This window comes from Kitasatospora sp. NPDC008115, assembly GCF_042957205.1.
Classification (GTDB): Bacteria; Actinomycetota; Actinomycetes; order Streptomycetales; family Streptomycetaceae; genus Kitasatospora.
Genome location: NZ_JBIBHU010000024.1, coordinates 74,311 through 93,575 on the forward strand (window position 1 = coordinate 74,311; position 19,265 = coordinate 93,575).

The 19,265-nt window shown below is 67.6% G+C and carries 14 protein-coding genes; 6 read left to right on the forward strand and 8 right to left on the reverse strand.

Features of this window, described 5'->3' with window-relative positions; genetic code table 11:
• The first annotated feature begins 5 nt into the window (after positions 1 to 5).
• The gene (locus ACFZBX_RS27245; RefSeq protein WP_391536475.1) at positions 6 to 947 is read left to right on the forward strand and encodes a carbohydrate kinase family protein; all 942 of its coding nucleotides are present in this window, start codon (positions 6 to 8) and stop codon (positions 945 to 947) included.
• Between the two features lie 543 nt (positions 948 to 1,490).
• Here the strand turns inward: ACFZBX_RS27245 and dbpB (ACFZBX_RS27250) are convergent.
• From dbpB (ACFZBX_RS27250) to ACFZBX_RS27265, 4 genes are read right to left on the reverse strand one after another with little or no spacing between them, the layout of a single operon-like run.
• The gene (gene dbpB / locus ACFZBX_RS27250; RefSeq protein WP_391536411.1) at positions 1,491 to 2,597 is read right to left on the reverse strand and encodes a DGQHR domain-containing protein DpdB; all 1,107 of its coding nucleotides are present in this window, start codon (positions 2,595 to 2,597) and stop codon (positions 1,491 to 1,493) included.
• A 45-nt stretch (positions 2,598 to 2,642) separates the two neighbouring features.
• Complete coding sequence (dpdA, locus tag ACFZBX_RS27255) at positions 2,643 to 3,863, reverse strand: tRNA-guanine transglycosylase DpdA (RefSeq protein WP_391536412.1); 1,221 nt, start codon at positions 3,861 to 3,863, stop codon at positions 2,643 to 2,645.
• On the reverse strand, positions 3,860 to 4,993 hold the full coding sequence (dbpB, locus tag ACFZBX_RS27260; protein WP_391536413.1) for a DGQHR domain-containing protein DpdB: 1,134 nt from the start codon (positions 4,991 to 4,993) through the stop codon (positions 3,860 to 3,862). The genes dpdA and dbpB (ACFZBX_RS27260) overlap by 4 nt, the downstream gene beginning before the upstream one ends.
• Positions 4,990 to 5,754, reverse strand: coding sequence for a hypothetical protein (locus ACFZBX_RS27265; protein WP_391536414.1), 765 nt, complete (start codon positions 5,752 to 5,754; stop codon positions 4,990 to 4,992). Before ACFZBX_RS27265 ends, dbpB (ACFZBX_RS27260) begins: the two co-directional genes overlap by 4 nt.
• Before the next feature lie 587 nt (positions 5,755 to 6,341).
• Between ACFZBX_RS27265 and queC the strand changes: the two genes are divergently transcribed.
• The 5 genes from queC (at position 6,342) to ACFZBX_RS27290 (ending at position 9,532) form a co-directional block, all read left to right on the forward strand.
• The gene (gene queC, locus ACFZBX_RS27270) at positions 6,342 to 7,040 is read left to right on the forward strand and encodes a 7-cyano-7-deazaguanine synthase QueC (protein ID WP_391536415.1); all 699 of its coding nucleotides are present in this window, start codon (positions 6,342 to 6,344) and stop codon (positions 7,038 to 7,040) included.
• A gap of 2 nt (positions 7,041 to 7,042) precedes the next feature.
• Positions 7,043 to 7,678 (forward strand): 7-carboxy-7-deazaguanine synthase, encoded by a 636-nt coding sequence (queE, locus tag ACFZBX_RS27275; RefSeq protein WP_391536416.1) that lies wholly within the window; start codon positions 7,043 to 7,045, stop codon positions 7,676 to 7,678.
• Complete coding sequence (gene queD, locus ACFZBX_RS27280; RefSeq protein ID WP_391536417.1) at positions 7,678 to 8,034, forward strand: 6-carboxytetrahydropterin synthase QueD; 357 nt, start codon at positions 7,678 to 7,680, stop codon at positions 8,032 to 8,034. The genes queE and queD overlap by 1 nt, the downstream gene beginning before the upstream one ends.
• A 2-nt stretch (positions 8,035 to 8,036) precedes the next feature.
• Positions 8,037 to 8,804, forward strand: a complete 768-nt coding sequence (locus ACFZBX_RS27285) for a GTP cyclohydrolase I FolE2 (RefSeq protein ID WP_391536418.1) — start codon at positions 8,037 to 8,039, stop codon at positions 8,802 to 8,804.
• 218 nt (positions 8,805 to 9,022) lie between these two features.
• Positions 9,023 to 9,532 (forward strand): VUT family protein, encoded by a 510-nt coding sequence (locus tag ACFZBX_RS27290; RefSeq protein WP_391536419.1) that lies wholly within the window; start codon positions 9,023 to 9,025, stop codon positions 9,530 to 9,532.
• A 482-nt stretch (positions 9,533 to 10,014) separates the two neighbouring features.
• Here the strand turns inward: ACFZBX_RS27290 and ACFZBX_RS27295 are convergent, their stop codons facing one another.
• The 4 genes from ACFZBX_RS27295 to ACFZBX_RS27310 form a co-directional block, all read right to left on the reverse strand.
• The gene (locus tag ACFZBX_RS27295; protein ID WP_391536420.1) at positions 10,015 to 12,732 is read right to left on the reverse strand and encodes a hypothetical protein; all 2,718 of its coding nucleotides are present in this window, start codon (positions 12,730 to 12,732) and stop codon (positions 10,015 to 10,017) included.
• A 91-nt stretch (positions 12,733 to 12,823) separates the two neighbouring features.
• Positions 12,824 to 13,990, reverse strand: a complete 1,167-nt coding sequence (locus ACFZBX_RS27300; protein WP_391536421.1) for a hypothetical protein — start codon at positions 13,988 to 13,990, stop codon at positions 12,824 to 12,826.
• A complete protein-coding gene (locus tag ACFZBX_RS27305; protein WP_391536422.1) occupies positions 13,977 to 18,428 on the reverse strand; it encodes a hypothetical protein in 4,452 nt (1,483 codons plus the stop codon). Before ACFZBX_RS27305 ends, ACFZBX_RS27300 begins: the two co-directional genes overlap by 14 nt.
• A complete protein-coding gene (locus ACFZBX_RS27310) occupies positions 18,421 to 19,260 on the reverse strand; it encodes a hypothetical protein (protein ID WP_391536423.1) in 840 nt (279 codons plus the stop codon). The genes ACFZBX_RS27305 and ACFZBX_RS27310 overlap by 8 nt, the downstream gene beginning before the upstream one ends.
• Positions 19,261 to 19,265 lie beyond the last annotated feature (5 nt).

A 19,265-nucleotide genomic window follows, 5' to 3' on the forward strand; every position in this document is an offset into this window, starting at 1 on the left:
ACCTGATGACCTTCCCCGGCCGCATCGCCGAACAGCTCCTGCCCGAGGAGCTGGACCGCGTCTCGCTCTCCTTCCTGGTCGACGGCCTGGAGATCCGGCGCGGCGGCGTCGGCGCCAACATCGCGCTCGGGCTGGGCCGGCTCGGACTGCGGCCCGTGCTGGTCGGGGCGGTCGGCGCCGACCACACCGAGTACGACACCTGGCTGCGCGCCAATGGCGTCGACACCCGCGGTGTGCTCACCGACCCCGAAGTGTTCACCGCCCGCTTCCTGTGCACCACCGACCGGGACCAGAACCAGATCGCCTCGTTCTACCCCGGCGCGATGAGCCGGGCCGCCGACATCGACCTGCACGAGGTCCTGGCCCGCACCGGCCCGGCCCGGATCGTGCTGATCGGCCCCGACGACCCCGGCGCGATGCTGCGCCGCACCGAGGAGGCCCGCAGCGCCGGCATCCCGTTCGCCGCCGACCCCTCCCAGCAACTCGCCCGCCTCACCGGCGAACAGGCCCTCGCCCTGGTGGACGGTGCGGCCCTGCTCTTCACCAACGCCTACGAACGGAGCCTGCTGCTGCGGCGCACCGGCCTCACCGAGGAGGACCTGCTCAAGCGCGTCGGCACCTGGTTCACCACCCTGGGCGCGGACGGCGTCCGGATCGAACGCCAGGGCCACCCGCCCATCGACGTCCGCCCGCCCCGCGAACTGCGCCGCGCCGACCCGACGGGCGTCGGCGACGCCTTCCACGCCGGCGTCCTCGCCGCGGACACCTGGGGCCTCTCCCTACGGGCCGCCGCCGAAGTCGGCTGCCTGCTCGCCACCCTGGCCCTGGAATCGGTCGGCACCCAGGAGTACGACTTCCATCCAGAAACCTTCCTTACCCGCCTCGCCACCACCTACGGCCCCGAAGCCGCCACCCACGTCCGCCCCCACCTCCCCACCCCCACCTGACCGGCCCACCGCCCGGTACCGGACGGACGTCACCAGCGCTCCGTCCGGTGCCGGGCCGCTCCTGCCTGGTCCGGCACTTGGGACCGGCCGACCGGCCGATCAGCAGCACCGGACACCGCGCCGGGTTCCACGACAGCCGACAGGAGACCGATGCCCGGCCAGCTCGCCCCGTCGGCCGGGCCGTGGCCGCTGGCGGGGATGAGGTCGCGCTCGACGCACGCGAATCCCAGGTCGGCGGCCTTCCGGGTGATGCCTGATCGGCAAAGTGGGTCACACGCGAACGCCCCTAAGCGATCTTGTTGGGGTCCAGTTTGGGACCATCGCGCTCCCGGCTGCGGTGAGTCTCCGGCGGGCTGGCAAGCGGCGTGAGCGCGGACTCAAGTGATGCCTGACTCGCCCCGGAGTCCGAAGTCACCGGTCCCGCGCGCCGCCGGTGAATAGCTTGTGGAGGGTCAATAACGGTGCGCGGCAGCGCTGATGTGCTAGGGCATGGATCCGGGGCCGCTGCGGGGGACGCAGCAGCCCCGGATCAGGGTCCTGCGGCTAACGGACGGTGCGGACCAGGAGGTTGGTGAGCAGGCGGACGTCGTTCGGCGTGTTCTGGAGGCCGTTCCAGTTCCGCTCCTCGCCGTCGGGGAAGCGCCACTTACCGGAGGTCCAGGAGGCCACCGGCAGCAGGCTCAGAATCGCCTCGCGGACCTCGTCAGAGTCGACCCGCTCGGCGGGCACGCCCTCGGTCAGCGCGTCCATGACGAAGCCCATCGCCTGGATGCCGACGCCGTGGGTCAGCCGGGACTGGCGCGGCGGGAGGTTCCACGGATCGGAGAACGTCTCCCGGACGATGTTCCAGAACGACCGCAGGTGCAGCAGCATCCGGTCGACGTCGCCGGAACCGTCCACCGGGTTGCGGTACTGGTAGAGCGCACCCTCGAAGAGGCTGTGCTCCAGCATCCGCAGGACGCTGTTGTCCTTGATGTTGCCGGTCGGCGACGTGGGGCTCGCGATCCGGCGGTAGAAGGCCCCCTTCACGTCGCCGTTCAGCCTGGTCATCAGTTGCGTGGGCAGGCGCCGCTTGGCGTACGCGGGCGGAAGGTGGCCCGTGGTCGACGGAAGCAGCTCGTGGATGAGGCCCTTGGGCAGCGGCTTGGTCGAGTTGACGAGGATGAACTGGGAGCGCTGTTCCTCCTCGCCGTCCGCGATGAATCCGACCGCGGCGACCGGGAACTCGGCGAGGTCGGCATCCCGGATGGCGGCGCTGCGCTGTTGGCCGTCGACGAGCCACGCGGGCTTCTCGTCCTCCGTCATGGTCTCGGCGAAGCGGATCTCCAGTTCACCGGGGATGGACGGGGCACCCTGATCGGCGGATTCGCTCCGCTGGGAGGGAATGAACCTGACCGAGTTGTCGAATGCCAGGACCAGGGCGTTGGGGAGCATCGCTCCGTCCGACTCCAGGTACCTCTTGATCGCCCGGATGTGGTTGAGCACCTCGGGACGCTGGTAGCCCTGCAGGAGGTCGTCGTCGTCCCGGCGGACGCGCGATACGGCGGTGAAGTCGTGAAGCCTCTTGCCGTCCACAGCGAAGCAGTAGATGCGGCGGCTTCCTTGGCGGACTTCGAGGGCCGGGAGGCGCAGAGTGTGGTGGTCGGCCACCTTTTCTCCTAGAGCAGTTGCGGGGCGGGCGCGGCGGGGCGGGGGTCAGACGAAGGGGATCGTGCTTATCTTCGCTTCGAGGACCGACAGGTTGTGGAACCCTCGGCGCTTGTTCCGCTCTGTGCCGCGGAAGATCGCGATCTCGATGCCGTGGTCATGGCAGAGCTTGCACGGGCAGGTACGCCACGGAGCGGAGCGGAGCGTGTGCTCGTAGGCAGGGAGGTAGCTCTTCTTGTTGGGCGGCAGGACGAGGGTCTCGTAGACCCTGAGGGCTTCCATCGCCTCGTCGAAGGAAGCGGTCCCCTGGTCGTAGGCACGCAGCGCGCGCAGGCACGCCCGTTCCCCGGTGATGGCGTCCGCCTGCGATACGGCGCCGGCGAGGATCATCCGCTTGAGGGTCGGATTGCCGTCGACCTGGGGCACCCGGATCGCCGTGAAGGAATCCGTCGTGGTGTGGAAGTTGTGCCGGTCGTCCATGAAGGCCTGCCGGAACACCGAGGTGCTGTCGAAGCTGGTCACCCCGTGTGAGGCGAACTCCTTCATGGAGTCGACACGGTTGATGCCCAGCAGGTGGAGTTCGGTGTCGGCCTTGCGGACCTCGTCGATCGCCTGGAGGCAGGCGAGGATCTCGTGGGACTTGAGCGGCACCATGCCCCCGAGGGCGATGCGCTGGTAGCCCATCTTCTGCAGTCGGGCGACGCTGTCCGCATAGCTCTCGGGCCCCCATCCCTGGGCGGCGCCAACCGGCTGGATCTTCTCGCCGCGCCGGCGCACGGCTGCCAGGAACTCCTCGGCGAGCCCGAGGGAGATCTCCTGCCGCTGCACCCAGGCGGGGTTGGGCGGCTCGGGGGATCCGAGCGGAAGGTAGCCGAAGATGATGTGGTCGATGCTGATGCCGGCATCGAATCCGCAGTCCTCGTAGAAGTCGAGGACCTCCTCCACCTCGTACGGGGGGCGCTCCTCGTCGATGTAGTTGAACGCGCCGCAGTCGCCGAGCGTGGCCATGCCTGCTTCGAGCCGGAAGAACCTCTTCACTCCGAGCCGGTAGAGGCGTTCGCGCTGGGGCGTCGAGTACTTGCCCGCGCCCCTGACGGAGCCGTCCACGATGGCCTTGCTCACCAGGAGGCCGTCGTAGGGCACGGGCTTGACGATCTCGTGCGCGTAGACGTCGTCACGCTGGCGGACACGGTGCGGTGCGTACTCGTCGTTGACGAAGTCGTAGCTCGGACTGACCATGTCCTGGCTGTCCGGAAAGTAGAACTTCACGAGGCGTTGGCCTTTGCCTGTACGTAGATTCGGAGCAGGTAGTTCGACAGCGTGCTGATGTGGCGCGGGTTGTTCTGGAGTTCGTTCCAGGGGATGTTGAGATCCGGCCAGCGACCGGTGGTCCAGTGGCAGGACGAGGCGATCAGCCCGAGTTCGGCGCGGACCTGCTCGACGGCGTCGGGAGCGGATGCGTTGATGTTCACCATCACCCGGTCCATCAGTCGGCCCATGGACCGGATGCCGACACCGTGCATGAGGCGGCTCCGGGTGGCCGGCAGGCCCCAGGCGTGCGGGAAGGTGTCGCGCACGGCCGTCCAGTAGACCACCAGGATGCTGCGGATCGTCGCGGTGTCGACCGTGCCGCTCGCCAGGTTCTTGTAGGGCGAGAACACTCCGGACGGGAGATTGAGGGACTCCTGGATCGCGAGCATGAGGCTGTTGTCGGCAACGACGGCCTCCGCCTTCTGGTCGGGGCCGGTGGAGGCCCGCCGGATCAGGCCCTGGAAGGGGGAGTCCTTGTCCTGGCTGAGGGCCTCCACCAGTGCCGCGGGGAGCTTGCGCGCGGAGAGCTTGGTGGGCAGCGCGGTGCCCACTTCGGGAAGCAGTTCGGAGACCAGGTTGGTCGGCAGGGGAGAGACCGTGTTGACCCGGAGGAACTGGTCGCGCTGGGTGTCGAGGTCTTCCGCGACGAACCCGGCGACAGTCACCGCCAGTCGGGAGTTGCGGGTCCGGGCAAGGGCGAGGCTGCGCTGCTGCCCGTCGACGATCCAGGCCGGCCGCGGCGCGTTCGGGGAGTCGGGCAGCGGGATCTCGATGGTGCCGCTGGTACACAGCCCATCGCTGCTCGACGGGCCTGGGCTGGACTTGAACCTGACGTTGGAGGGGAGCGCGAGGATCAGACCGTTCGGGAACAGCACCTCGTCGCTGTCGAGGTACTCCAGGATCTGCTTGACGTGTTGCTTCTTCTCCGGACGCTGGTAGCCGATGAGTCTGCCGGCCTCGTCGCGGGAGATGCGGGCGACGTCGGCGACCTGGCTGACCTCCTCGGCCGCCAGCGCGAAGACGTACAGGGGGATGGACGGGTGCTGTTCGACCCGCAGGGCCCGACGCTTCAGGACGTTCGCTGTCATTGCTTCTCCACGGTCACTGCATAGAGGTGCGCGAACCGTTTCTGTTCACATGCCAGGCCCTGGCCGCGTAGCTCTCGAAGCATTCGCGTGCGCGAGTGGTCGGGGTGCTGAGCGTGGTTCGTGCGGATGAATTCGATGACCGCCTCATCGGTGAGGGGGCGACGGTTGTAGGTCTCGCGCTTCGAGACCTGCGCGGTCCACGTGTTCCATGCCGTCTGGATCTCCGGTGAGGTCAGGCGAGCGTTCGAGCAGTGCTCCAGCCAGGCCGCGGCCATCCGCACGTTGAGGCTGGTGAGCGTTCCGCCGAGGGCATGGCGCAGTGTTGCGTCCGAGGGGACCCGGGTGATCCCAGGGTGGCCCTGAGCGCCCCCTATCAGGACCGTGTTGTTCTTCCCCTGGGCGAGGCCGTCGAGATCGGAGACCATGACATTCGCGTAGGCCTCGGAGAGGACCAGGAGCACGTCGCCGCGCTGTGACAGGGTTGCCAGCGAACGCGTGCTGTCGTCCGCCTGCAGGCAGCGCCACCACCGTGCGGAGTCGTCGGGCGACCCCGCCACGGAGTCCGCGTGGCGGGGGCTGAACGTCGCCGCGTACGCAGGGGCGGTATCGGTCACCGGCCGTAGTCCGAGACCTGCGGAAGCGACCCACAGTTCCGGTATGAACCCCGCCTTGGAGGCGAGCGGGACCAGGGCCTGGGCCTTGGTCCAGTGGTCTCCCTGGTAGAGGTCGGTCAGGGGGACCCGCTGATCGGCAGCCTTCATGCGGCTCTTCCATTCGGAAGCACGCTGATCCGCATCAACTGTTGGAAGATCACGTACGCGCAACCCGGGGATGGGCGCTGACACCTTGCGGTCTGTGCAGGTGACCACGATGGAAAGCGGGCGCACGCGGTCGACTCCAGGAAATCCGTAACTTTTTCGAGGTCTTAGTTACTCTAGCGGTTAGTTGGAGCGTTGCGCGCCGGTCACCTCTGCTGGAGCCCGCGCCAGGGGCTCAGTCTCCGCAGGGCCGACCCGTGCCGAGGCACACTTGTCCGGCAGGCGCGTACGGCCGGAAGGTGTGACTCCTGTGACATGGCGAGTGTGCTGCGTCGGGTTCAGTGCGGCGCCGGAGCGCTCGGCGCGGGGCTGGCGGACCCCGGTACGTGAACCCGATCCACCCACTGTACCTGTGCGCGCGTGAGGGCGGCCGGGACTGGTGTCCCTCCGCGCCGCAACTCATCGCACTAGTTGCGGCAGGGCGGGTTGGTGCTCGGCGCCAGTAACTCGTCAGTGGTAGCAGTTACTGTCTGACTTAGATCAGCCTGTAGGCTGCCCTAGCTTTCGAAGACCTAACTGGAGGATCGACCATGGGACGTCCCGCGATCGTGCTGCTCAGCGGCGGCTTGGACTCGACCACCGTGCTGGCCATCGCCAAGGAGCAGGGCTACGACCCGTATGCGCTCAGCTTCCGGTACGGCCAGCGGCACAGCATCGAGTTGGAGGCCGCCAAGAGGGTCGTCGCCGCCCAGGGTGTCCGGGGTCACGTCATCGTCGACCTCGACCTGACGGTCTTCGGCGGGTCCGCCCTGACCGATGACAGCATCGCGGTGCCCAAGCACGACACGGTGGAGGAGGCCGAGAGCAGCAGCGTCCCGATCACGTATGTGCCCGCGCGGAACACCATCTTCCTCTCCTACGCGCTGGCCTACGCGGAGGTCGTCGGTGCGACGGACATCTTCACGGGTGTGACCGCTGTCGACTACAGCGGCTACCCGGACTGCCGACCGGAGTACATCGAGGCCTATGAGCAGATGGCCAACCTGGCGACGCGGGCGGGCATCGAGGGCGAGCGAGCGCTGAAGCTCCACTCGCCGCTGATCGCGCTCTCGAAGGCCGGTATCGTCCGTGAAGGACTGCGTCTCGACGTCGACTACTCGCTGACCTCCAGTTGCTACGACCCGGACGAGCAGGGGCGGGCCTGCGGGCACTGCGACACGTGCCTGATGCGCCTCAAGGGCTTTGCCGAGGCCGGCGCCGTCGACCCGGTGCAGTACCGGGACGTGTGAGGATGGCGTACCTGATCAAGGAGATCTTCTACACGCTCCAGGGGGAGGGCAGCCATGCAGGTCGTGCGGCGGTCTTCTGCCGCTTCTCCCGGTGCAACCTGTGGACCGGTTTGGAGAAGGACCGGGGGCGGGCGATCTGCCAGTTCTGCGACACCGATTTCGTGGGGACGGACGGCGACGGCGGCGGAAAGTTCGCCACGCCCGAAGACCTCGCCGCGGCGGTTGATGCGGCCTGGCCCTCTGAGGCCCGTGACCACCGCTTCGTCGTGTGCACCGGCGGTGAGCCTCTTCTGCAGTTGGACGAACCCGCCATCGAGGCGCTGCACGCGCGCGGCTTCGAGGTGGCCGTGGAGACCAACGGAACGAGGAAGGCGCCCAAGGGGATCGACTGGCTCTGTGTGAGTCCGAAGATCGGCTCCGATCTGGTCGTCACCCGCGGCGACGAGTTGAAGCTCGTCTATCCGCAGGAGGGCGGCGATCCGGCCCAGTTCGAGGATCTGGAATTCCGCCACTTCAGGCTCCAGCCGATGGACGGCCCGAGGCTGGAGGACAACACCAGGGCGGCCGTCGAGTACTGCATGAAGAACCCGCGTTGGAGCTTTTCGCTTCAGACGCACAAGTACTTGGGAATTCGGTAATGGAAATCTTCCGCGAGTTTACCTTCGAAGCCGCTCACCGACTGCCCCGGGTTCCGGAGGGGCACAAGTGCGCCAGGCTTCACGGCCATTCCTACCGTGTGACCGTGCACGTGGAGGCCCCCGTGGACCCCGACGCGGGATGGGTCATGGACTTCGGCGACGTCAAGCGCGCCTTCAAGCCGATCGAGGACCGACTCGACCACCACTACCTCAATGAGATCGAGGGTCTGGAGAATCCCACGAGCGAGGTGCTGGCCCGGTGGATCTGGTCCCGTCTCGTCTCCGACCTGCCGCAACTCTCGGCCGTGACCGTACGGGAGACCTGCACCTCGGGGTGCACCTACCGGGGCGAGTGACGGTGCACGACGTTCAGAACGAGGCCGACCACCGCGGTGTGGAGATCGACGAGGTCGGCATCGGTGGTCTTCGCTACCCGGCGACCTTCGACGACGGCCACGTGCGGCAGAGCGGGATCGCCGAGGTGGCGGTGACCGTCAGGCTGCCGCATGACCGGCGCGGCACCCACATGAGTCGCATGATCGCCCTTGTGCACGACCACCTCCAGTGCTTCGATCCGCGAGAGTTCCCCCGGGTCCTCAAGGTGGGTGCCGACCTCCTGGACGTTGACGCCGTCGCGATCAAGGTTGCGATGCCAGTCGGAACGTTGGTGACCGCGCCGGCGAGCGGAGTCGAGTCCTGGCAGGTCCACGACGTGGCCGTCGAGGGGCGGATCGATCGAGGAGCGGCTTCGGTGGTCACTGCGGTGACGACCGAGGTCACCAGTCTCTGTCCCTGCTCGAAGACGATCTCCGACTACGGTGCGCACAACCAGCGCAGTCGCGTCACTCTCGCGGTAACCGGTGAAGGGGACGACCCGTACCCGTTTCCCGTGGGCGAAGTCGTCGATCTGCTCCGTGCATGCGGATCCGCCCCCGTGATGCCACTGGTCAAGCGACCTGATGAGCGGGTTCTGACGATGGAGGCGTACGACCATCCGGTGTTCGTCGAGGACATGGCTCGCGATGTCTCGGTCACGTGTCGAGAGCGCGGGATTGCCCACTCGGTGACTGTTCGGAACCTCGAGAGCATCCACAGTCACGATGCGATTGCGCGCGTCTCTGGATGAGTTGTGTGGGCGCCTGAGGGTGCCACCTCGCCCGCGACGGATGGGGCCGGCCGCTCGGCTTCGTCCTGCTCAGCGGCAACGCCAACGACTGCATGCGCCTGGAACCGGTGCTGGGGTCGATCCGGGCTCCGATGATCGGGCCGGGAGTGCCCGCGCACCCGGCCCGACCACGTATTCGTTGACCAACCGTCCAAAATGAGATGTCCTCAAGGAGAATCATGCGTGCTCGACGCCTGGGTGCAGTCGGTGCCTTGGTTGCATACATCGCCACCATCCCTGCTGCCAACATGGCGGTCAGTCACTTCGGCGTCGTTCCAGTGGGCCTCGGCTACCTTGCGCCAGCAGGTGTCTATCTCGTTGGCATAGCCCTCGTCTTGCGTGACCTCGCGCGCGAAACTGCCGGCCGCTGGCCTGTTGCCCTTGCAGTGCTTGTGGGCGCGGCTCTGTCCTACTGGCTGGCCGACCCGGCGCTAGCGACCGCGTCTGCTGCGGCGTTCGCGTTGTCTGAAGGCCTTGACTTCATGGTGTACGAGCCGCTTCGAAAGCGCGGCCTGCTCATTGCGATGGTTGCGTCCAATCTGGTCGGGACGATTGCCGACAGTCTGGTATTCCTCACACTGGCGTTCGGCTCGCTCGAGTTCCTGCCAGGACAGGTGCTCGGCAAGGTATGGATGACAGTTGCCGCAGTCGCCGTTATCGCCGCCCGTCGCAGGCTCGCAACCCTCTGAGAGGGCGTCGACCTCGATCGGTGAGCGGCCCGTCCTCGGTGATCGCCTCGGGGCTCGCCCGTAACTCCCCGAAGCCGTCGTTGCGGGCCGCCCTTGACGCTGCGGGGAGCCGGAGTCCACAGGGCGGGGGCGCTCGCGCCCCGTCATCGATGACGGATTGGTGGTGACACGCTCACCCACAACCCCGCCACCGGTTTGTCTCGGCCGTATCCCCGGTCGGCCGCGGCCCAGATGGAGCCGGCCCCCACATACCGGGCCTCGCTCCAGGCGGCCAGGCGCCGCCACCAGGTCATGCCTGAATCGAAAGCGGTGTTCCTGCGGCGGCTACTCCCGCTGGATGCCGATGTGCAATACGAACAGGATCCCGCACAGCGCCTGCCAGCCCGGCACCCGAGGACGCCCCGGCTTGAGCTTCGGTGGCTTTAACATCTGGCAACTCTGCCCTGGGTCGGGCTGGTTGCGGGCGTGTGGTGATCGACCGTTCACGGGCCGCCCAAGCTGATTCCCCGATTGCGGATCGCCTCTATGAGGCGTCGCTGCGAGCGGATGTCGAGTGACTGATTGTCGGTTAGGTCATACTGCTCGAGCACGTCTAGTTCGGCTAGGGCGGTGTGGGGATCGCCCAGCCAAGCGATGATGACGGCCCGTTGTGAGCGGAGGCCAATTACCTCGTCGACCAGCGCGTAGCGGGTGGTGAGCGGCAGCAGTGACTCGTCGATCAGCTTCAGCGCACCGATGAGGTCACCGATCGCGACGAGGTCGTCGGCCGCGTCCTGACCGATGGTGACCATCGACCGCCAGGCAGCCGCTAGTGAGTAGAACTTCATGGCGTGAAGGGCCGCGAGGCCGTATTCGCGGCCCCGCTGACGGCAAGTCCGGACGTAGAGGCCGAGGCAGTCGGCGAGGTGCTTGCAGTCGTCCTGCCAGGTCTTGCTATCCGCCAGCACGGCACGGAGTTGTTCCGGTCCCACCCCGATGACGTCTTCGGGGGTCAGCCCGAGGTGATGGTAGTAGGCCTCGCTTACCGCCAGGGCCTCGTCGCCAGCCTCCTCGTACCGGTTGAGAGCGTAGAGACCGGTCGCGTAGGTGTACTGGACGATGCGTTCCAGTTGCGGGGAGGTGGCCAGGAGTAGGGCCTCCTGGTGGGCACGCCGAAGCGCCTGCGGGTCGCCCGTCTTTCCGGCTGCCAGGATGAGTCGCAGCGCGAGAGTGCTCTTCGCCCAGGTGTTCAGCTCGCCGGTCGTGGCGAGCGACCGCATCCGGTCGATGTGGGCGGCGAAGCCTGTTGCGTCCCCCTGGTCGCTGGTCCAGGTGGCAAGGGCGTTGGAGGCCAGGAACCGATGAGCGGTGCTCTGCTCCTCGTCGGTCGCGACGGTGGCGAGGATGTACTGGAGTTCGGTCGGCACGCCGATCTCCCGGAAGTATTCCTCGCTGGCGATGTCGGCCAGGACATCGACCTGGCCGAGGGTGGCGAGCAGGCGCAGCCACCGGCCGAATCGGCGGATGTCGCGATCCTCATCGAACGATCGCAGAAGCATCGCCGCGAGCGACTGTCGGACGGCGTGCAGCCGCTCCGGGGGGAGTGTGTCGGCGTGCTCGTCAGCCACGGGACGAGCCGCGTCGTGGAGTTTGACCCTGCCGTCGGCGAAGAACTGCGCGAGCCCGCACGCGACGAGTTCTCGCAATGCTCGGGCGCGAAGGGTCCGCGGGGCCGTGCCCGCTGCAGCGCCGAGCGCATCGGCCTCGGAACGAGTCAGCGGGACTTCGGCCAGGGATAGGAGAGCGGCAGTTGTTCGGGCGGGTTCGTTGAGGCGGGCGAGGATGTCGCCGATGAGAAACTCCTGCGCTGTCGGGCTGATGTGCAACCTCTCCTGGAAGGCCGTGCAGAGGGCACGCGCATCCGAGTTGTATGCGTCCCTTGTCAGTTGGGCGGCGTTCGAAACGAAGAGGGGAAGCCCCCCGGTGAGGTCGAGAACGCGTTGAGCAGTTGGGTGATCGACGGGGCATCCGGCTGCCGCGAAGACGGCAGCGACCGTGTCCTCGTCCCAGCCCGATAGATCCTCAGCCCGTCGTCCGAGGTGCGCCTCCAGCGGGCTCTGGCCCTCCCAGGGTTGGGCCAACAGCACGAAGCGGAACCGGGAGGCGGTGTCCAGTACAGCTCGGATGTTCCCGTACTCGAGACGGTGAACGTTGTCCAGGACGACAGTGATGTGGTCTTCGGTCGCCAGTTGCCGATTGACGGCACTCAGGATCTCCAGACCGCTCCCGCTTGGGAAGAGGCCGCCGGTGGCGGGCCGTGCAGAGGTCGACAGCAGATGTGCGGCCAGTTCACGGGCGAGCGAGGCCGCAACGGCGTCGGAGGGCAGGTCGGCGATGTCGAAGTAGATGATCGTGCCGGAGTGATGTGCGGCAGCCTGGCCCGCCCATGTGCTCTTGCCCGAACCGGCGAGACCGACGAGTAGCCGGACGCGGTGCTCGCTGTCGGGTTTCGGCTCGTCACGGTGAGGAAACCATGGGGTAGGGACTGCGGGAAATGCCTGCAGATGCTCGACGAACTGCTCGAAGAGAACAGGCAGTTCGTCGGCCCTGACCCTGTGGCCATTCGCTCCGCTCGCGAGGTGCTGTACGTGTGCGGCGAGTTTCGCCACCAGGGTCTGCGGGGCGAGGGAAGCGAAGGGAACGCGATCGGCAGCGGCCACGCACCATTGCATGGCTTCGGTGAGGTCGGTCCAGGCGGGCGGCAGGCCGGGCACTGTCCGGGGACCGGTGGGCCAGTGGATCAGCACGTCCTGCGGCCAGTGCTGTTCCATGATCTTCGCAGCGAGGCCCGGTCCCGGCTCGGCGTTGGCGACGATCACGAGGACGGGCTTCCCGGTGCGGTGCCCCGCGTCGTGCTCCGCGCGGATGGCAGTGAAGCTCTCCACCGCACCCCTGACGTCCCCCCACTGGAGTGCATGGCTGCGCGTCTTTACCTGCAGGTAGAGACGGCAGCTGCCGAGGAGGAGTTCGATGTCCTCGTCGCGTTCGCTGACCAGCATGCTGGATCCGGAGTCCGCCATGGTGAGCAGGCAAGCCGTCGCGTAGAGGTGCTGGTAGAGGAAGCCGCGGTGGACCGACTCGATGCGGTTCAGCTGTGCTGGGTCAAGGACGGATCCGAGATCGGCTGCCGGCCTGGGGACTTCGTCGCTGAGGAGTTCCATGGTTGTCCTTCACTGCCCGATCGGTCTGGTTGGACCGACGGGTCCGTGGGTTGAGGTTTCCCCCTTCGCGTGGAGGAAGCCGGTTGCATGGTCAGAGTGGGCAGGGCGGCTGCCGGACATCGGTGTGCCAGGAGTTCGACGAGTTCAGGTGGCGCAGACTCACCCACTCCTGGGCGAGGCGCTCACCGCGGACCAGTAGGTCGACGGCCCGCGTACGGTGTCGTTCGGGCAGCCAGGCAGCGAGTTCCTCGGCCCTGGCCCGGGGGAGCGGATCCTCCTTGCCAGGAAGGGGCGTGCCGAGTCGGAACAGTGCGTCGTACAGGTCGCCGGCAGGTGTAACCGGTGGGAGCCCTGCCGCCCTGGCCTTCTCGGTCGCCCGAATCGGGATAATGAGGCCGCTGGCGTCCAGATCTCCGAAGTATCTGATTGCACCCACACCGTGGTCGGGACGGATGCTGCGTACGGACGAAGAGAAGGACTTTCCGATACCCCAGGCCAGATACCCCAGTTGGTGGTCAATCTTTTCCAGAGCCTTCGTCAGGGACCAGCAGGTTGTGTAGTTTTCGACAACGAAGAGGATGTCACCACGCTCCATCGCGGTGTAGCCCCGTTCCTGCGGTCTGGTCGGGTACCACTCGTTGAGCAGCGGCGGTTCTGCCCGCAGGATGTTCAGGAAGTTCCTGAGGTATACCTGGTCGGAGAAGAGCCAGCCGAAGGAGAGATCCCTCAAGGCCTTCTCCGGCTCCGGAAAGTGGGTGAGGTGTGCCGGTCCGCCGAACACCTCAAGCGATCGCTCGCACAACGGCACCGGGGTCAGGTCCGGATCGCCCGTCAGCCACTCGTTGACGGCGATGTAGGCGGCCAGATGTCTCGGCTTGCGGCTGTTGAGCTGCCATTCGGCCGCAACCCGGCTCAGGCGCGGGTGCAGGGGTGGCATTGCCGGCCGGTCGGGGGGTGGCGTCGGCTGTTCGCGCACTCGGATGCTCACGGGCAGTTCGACGCGCTCGTGGTCGGTCCGCGTGACGAACTCGACTTCTCCCGCGTCCCTGAGGCGCGACAACGTCTGGAGCAGGACCTTGGGCACAAGGGTGTCGTCTCCGGCTCGGCCGAAGAGTTCGTGGTAGAGCTCTCTCGCCACTGGGATGGCGAGCTTCCGCCAGGCGGCGGCGCTTCGTTTGCCGGCGGACGACCGCTCGCGGAGTGCGGCGAGGAACGTTCGGTCAGCGGTGCTCAGCCGAATTGGATCAGGTTTCGGCACGGTCGCTCCCTGGGGGACGTCGGTAGTACCGGGCCGCGTCGATCTCTGCGCCCCGTTCTGCTGGTCGGACGTTGTCCAGCAGGGGCCGGATGGTGTCCTCCACCGTCAGGTACTTGCGGTGTGCCGCCAGGTCGGCGCTGTTGCGTAGCCGGACCACCAACGGGAAGTTTTCCAGGACATTCAGGTCGAATAGGCCTGTGGTATAGACCAGTTGGACGCCCAGTGCGGAGGCCACGGCCTGCTGCAACTGCAACAGATACGACGCCGATGCCCGTCCGATCGGGTTATCGAGGAAGAGTACTCCCGAGTGGCGGTGCCTGGTCCTGCCCTGTTCGCTCGACCGGAGAGCGGCCATTGTGCAATAGAGGACGATGGCCGCGGTCAGGACCTGCCCGCCCGAGAAGATGTCCTTGATCTCTGACACTGGAACGCGTTGATCCCTCAGAACCGCATCGGGCTTGAGGATCCGAACCCTGAAGCCCGAGGTGCCGACCGCAGACGCAACCCCGCGCAGGACCAGGGAGAGGCCGCCGCGCTTGCCTGGCCGGCCGTTGACGACCTCGTCGGCCAACTGGTCGACGACGGTGCCGAGCCGGTCGGTCAGGGCGTCGTCTTCAGCGGCCGCGAAGCCGATTTGCAGGAACGGTCTGCCGGACCAGTTGGCCAGACGGTCCGGCAGCTTGGAGAGCGTCTCGGCGCGCCGCACGATCCTCAGCGCCTCCTCCACCTGTTGGCGAAGCTGGCCGATGATGGCTCGACGGTGACGGCAGATGGAGTCGAGGTCGGTTTCCAGAGAGCGCAGTCGCTGCTGCAGCAGACCTTGCCAGCGGGCGGCGTTGGCCGACAACTCTGCCGGATCCGCCGCCACGATGATCGACCGATTCGGGAGGTGGATGGCGGCGAAGCGTTCGTCGATGGCGTGTTGCCTCAGTCGGTCGGTCAGGGTGCGCTCGGTGAGGACTGCGGCGGTCAGCGCCTCGTCGGCCTCGACGAAGTGGGTCCTGGCAGCGTCGTGGCGTTTCCGGGCGGCCGAGGCATCGCCCTCGAAGCCCGGTTCCTCCTCGGCAGGTTCGCCTCCAGGCCCGGAGCCGAGCAGCGCCGACAGATCGGCGAAGAGCATTGCCTCCCTGGCCGCCTCCTTTGCCCGCTGCCTCGCTCGTTCGCTGCGGTGGCTGATCTCGCGGCGCAACCGCTCGGCGTTGTCCCGAGCCGTCTCCGCCTCGGTAGCCATGGAGAGACCTTCGGCAAGGTGCTTCGGGTGGGTGAATGGCGAGAGGTCGACGGCTTCGACGGGCTCCGGAAAGGCTGAGAGCTCAGCCCGGCGGATCGCCGTCAGCACGGCGGACTCAGCAAGCCGTTCTTCGGCCGAGAGGACGACCCGTGTGGCGGCCTCGCGAGCCAGGGCGCGGGACACGGTGTCGGCCGCCTCGGGGCCGGTCAGGAGTTCCTCGGCCTGCTGCCGTACCGCCGGAGACAGATCGCCGAGCTCCCGGTCCGCCGCTGCGAGCCGGTCGCGGGCGAGTGCGGCCTTCGCCTTGAGGTCTTCACCGACTGCGACGCGTCGCAACTCCTCCACGGCTGCGGCGAACGACCGGCGCAATACCTCGACCGGCTGTTCGGCCGCGGACCCGTCGCTGTCCGGAAGACCATCCGCCTGCGGCAGTGTAGTCAGTTCGTCCACGATTCGCTGTGCCGTGGCACGTAGTGTGTCGGCGCTGCGCTGGTGGTCGGCCGTCAATGCGCGGCAGCGGTCGCTGCGCTCAGCCGCCCGCTTGGCGGTGTCGCGATTCGCCTCGGCGGCTTCGAGCGCCGTCCGCTCTGAGCCTTCCCAGCCGGGGATGCGTGCCTCCCGCTCCGCCAGCCGTTCAAGCACCTCGACGGCGCGCTCTGCCGTGTGGTGGGCCTGGCGGGCAGGGGGAATCGCAGAGGCGACGAAGCGGCGCTCTCCGATGATCCGGTCGAGGCCGGCCTGTCGTTCGGCCAGGACGAGGCCGGCGGCGGCGGCCTCGGACTCACGTTGCCGAAGCTCCCGGCGCAGTTCCTCCAGACGCCCCGGCGGGAAGTCCCTGCGCCAGTCGGCGAGCCGAGTGTAAAGGGCCGCATACCGCTCGGCCCGGTCACGGAGCCCGGCCTGCTGTCGGACCTGCTCCCGATGGCGTTCGGCCAGGCGGACACGCTCATCGTCGGCCGCCTGTTCGTCGTAGAGCGCAGGGTGAACTGGGACTACGACCGGCTCCTCCGCTTCTGCGTCCTCCGCTGCGGCGGCGAGAAGGTGGGCGGCGGTGCCGACCACCAGGTGCTCGGTGGGCCACAGACGGCTCTTCGCGAGGATGTCGGCCGTTTCACCGAACCGCTCGTTCACGATCACGCCGGATGCCAACCGGGGAGCCTGGCGCACGATCTGGTGCCGACGTTCGACGCTGCCGAGCGAGGCGAGGTACTCCCACCCCGTCCAGGCGGTGAACCCCTCTTCCTGCAGTCGTTGCCGCACCCGGATCGCATCTACTGACGGGGGCATTAGCTCCGTGGTCTCCAGAGCCGTCCGGGCCCGCTCGTCGCCCGCGATCTCCACCTGGACGACGGCTTGGGCGGCGTCCACCTCGCGGCGGACCGCGGTCACACAGGTGAGCAGGTCCGCGGCGTCCCGGTCAAGATCCACGGTACCGCCGTCGGCCGGCCCGGGGAGATCGGGATCGGCCTCCAGAGAGGCAGTTCGGGCGGTGGCCCGGGTGAGTTCACGCTCGGCGGCACGGAAGGCCTCATCAGCGGTGGCGGAGGTATCCCGGGCCGAGCCGAGCGACTCCTCCGCGCTCACGCATGCTTGGTCCAGCTCGGTTAGGGTTGCCTCCAGTTCGGCGACGTGCGCCCCAGCCTGAACAGCCCGCGCCTGTGCGCCTTCCGCGGCCTCGCCGGCGGTCATGCTTGCGGATAGCCGGCCTTCGCGCACGGCGGCCGCGAGTTCCGCCCGGACGGAGTCGGCACTGGTGCGGTGGACAGCTGCCTCGGCTGCCCATTCTGCCGCGTGGGCTACCGCAGCGTTGTGCTCGGCCTGCGCCTGAAGGGCCAGAGCGGCCTGACCCTGGCCAGCTGCCTCGGCCTCGGCCGCTTGGCGCTCTGTCCGGTCGCGCAGGTCGGTGAGAGCGCGCCGCAGGGCTACGGCTGCGGTGTCCCTGGCGACCAGGGCGGGCCGGGCGGCTTCGTGGGTCTCCGCGATGACCTGCCTGAGCCGCAGGTCCTCGGTCATGGCTTCGCGATGGCGTAGGGCCGTCGGAACCGCCGCCCAGCCGCTCTCGACCAACTTGGCCTGTCGGAGGGCGTCACGGTCCTGCTGCTCCTCGTCCCGTGCTTCTTCCAATCGCATGAGGGCGACCAGCCGACGCAACTCGGCGGTCACCGCGATGAGGTGGGCGTGGCGCTCAGTCTCCTGCTCCAACTCGTCGGCCAGACCCCGGCTCTCGGTCCGCAGACCGTCCGCCCGGTGGCGCTCAAGGTGGGCGCGGATCCGGACCAGCCGGAGGTGCTTGTCCAGTCGTTCCTGCGCATCGTCCCTGCGCGCACTTCCGGCGAGGCGGGTCCGCCGGGCCTCGGCGAGTGGCGGAAGATGCTCCAGTGCCCCTCGGACGAACTCCCGCTCCAGTTCGAGACTGTGGCGGACAGCGAGTTTGTCGGCGTAGGCGCCCACCACGCCAGCAAGCTCTTCCGCCGGTTCGGGTGGTAGTACCGCACTCAGCAGTGAGTCGACGAAAGCGTCGTCCCCGGAGAAGGAGAACGCATCGGCCGCCTCTCCCTCCTCGGCATTCATGGCGCGCTGGTAGCGGAAGAGCTCGGGATCCAAGCCCAGGTCCACCAGCCGTTCAGTCCACTGTTTCTGGACCCGGATACAGGAGTACTCGAGCCCGGCATCGGACTCAGCGGCTGCCGTCAGCTGGTCGCAGTAGTCGGACAGCACGCGGTACCGGCCGTTCTCAGTGATCGGGAGGGTCCGCAGCCCGAGGGTTTCCGTCGGCCGGAAGTGGTACCAGCACTCGGTAAGCTGTTTGAGGTCCTTGGAGGGGCGCCCGTTGCGCCAGGCTGACACCTTGCCGGTGACCAGGTGTCGCCCGCTCTTGGTATGCACCCATTCCAGGACGACGTGAGAGACGTCGCCCTCCAGGACGAAGCTGCTCAGCGTATGGGTATTGGAGGTGCCGACCGCCTGGCGGTGGCCCGGGAGTACCACGGAGAAGGTCAGCTTGATCAGCACCGACTTCCCACCGCCGTTTTCCAGGTGCAACACGCTCGCCGGGGACGGCCGGAGCACCGGCTTGTCCTCGCCGAACAGTGTCTCGGGGGCGGCGGGTACGGGCGCGCCAGCGGAGCTCAGGTCGATCAGCACGTCTTCGTAGCGGGCTGCGGCTGGTCCCACCGACCGCAGCAGGACACGGGAGAGTTCATACATCTACTGCCTCCAGGCCGAGTTCCCCATCGCAGTCGCCATGGACGACCCGTAGGGTGCCAGCGGCCACGGTCATCGGGGCCGTTCCGATCCTGAGAAGTTCCTGAAAGGCGTTGGTGGCCGCGAGTTCGCGCACCTGGAGTTGATATCGGGGCGTCGTCCGGTAGTTGCCGTCAGCGGCTTCACCGACTGCTGTGAGAAAGCCGCAGTCCGTGAGGAAGTTGAGGGCCCGGCTGACCATCGCCCGGGTGGAGTTCATGGCTGCCCGGCTGTCCTTTGTCCGTGACGCTTCCGGGCGCCGGGAGTACACACGCCAGACCTCCTCGAGCTCGGGGGCTTCGGTGGGGGTGGTGTCGGTCTCGTCGGCGGCCTCGGCGGCTCGTTGCTGGAGCTTGCGGCAGACGTCCCGGACGGTTGAGTCGATGACCTCGATGCTGACCCGGCCGATGAAGCCGTCTTGGGCGAGGTCGTCCGGCCGGGGGAAGGCCAGTGCGGCGATCGCCAAGTGGATGAGGCCGTGCAGGACCTTCTCGTGGTCGCCGCGGCCGCCCCGGTACCTCGCCCGCCTCGCGTAGTCCTCGATCCTCGTCTCGAACACGGAACCGTCCAGTGCCGCCAGCACCAGTGCTTCGGTGCCGCTGTCACTTCCAAGCACTGACAGCCCGAGTCCGCGACCCACACGGTCGGTCAGGGCGCGGAACGCGGTCTCCTGGCGGTACCGTCGGCTGAGACGGAGGTAGTCGGTTTCACGGCCTGGGACTTGCTTGGTCCGCAACCCGTACGAGATCAGACGTGCCGCTTCCTCGGCGTCGAGGGTGTGATCATCAGCGGTCACGAGCG

Excerpts from the sequence above, each read along its gene's own strand:
- queC (WP_391536415.1), top strand. The coding sequence starts at position 6,342 with ATGGGACGTCCCGCGATCGTGCTGCTCAGCGGCGGCTTGGACTCGACC.
- ACFZBX_RS27290 (WP_391536419.1), top strand. The coding sequence starts at position 9,023 with ATGCGTGCTCGACGCCTGGGTGCAGTCGGTGCCTTGGTTGCATACATC.
- queE (WP_391536416.1), top strand. The coding sequence starts at position 7,043 with ATGGCGTACCTGATCAAGGAGATCTTCTACACGCTCCAGGGGGAGGGC.
- ACFZBX_RS27245 (WP_391536475.1), top strand. The coding sequence starts at position 6 with ATGACCTTCCCCGGCCGCATCGCCGAACAGCTCCTGCCCGAGGAGCTG.
- ACFZBX_RS27295 (WP_391536420.1), bottom strand. The coding sequence starts at position 12,732 with ATGGAACTCCTCAGCGACGAAGTCCCCAGGCCGGCAGCCGATCTCGGA.
- queD (WP_391536417.1), top strand. The coding sequence starts at position 7,678 with ATGGAAATCTTCCGCGAGTTTACCTTCGAAGCCGCTCACCGACTGCCC.
- ACFZBX_RS27305 (WP_391536422.1), bottom strand. The coding sequence starts at position 18,428 with ATGTATGAACTCTCCCGTGTCCTGCTGCGGTCGGTGGGACCAGCCGCA.
- dbpB (WP_391536413.1), bottom strand. The coding sequence starts at position 4,993 with ATGACAGCGAACGTCCTGAAGCGTCGGGCCCTGCGGGTCGAACAGCAC.
- ACFZBX_RS27265 (WP_391536414.1), bottom strand. The coding sequence starts at position 5,754 with ATGAAGGCTGCCGATCAGCGGGTCCCCCTGACCGACCTCTACCAGGGA.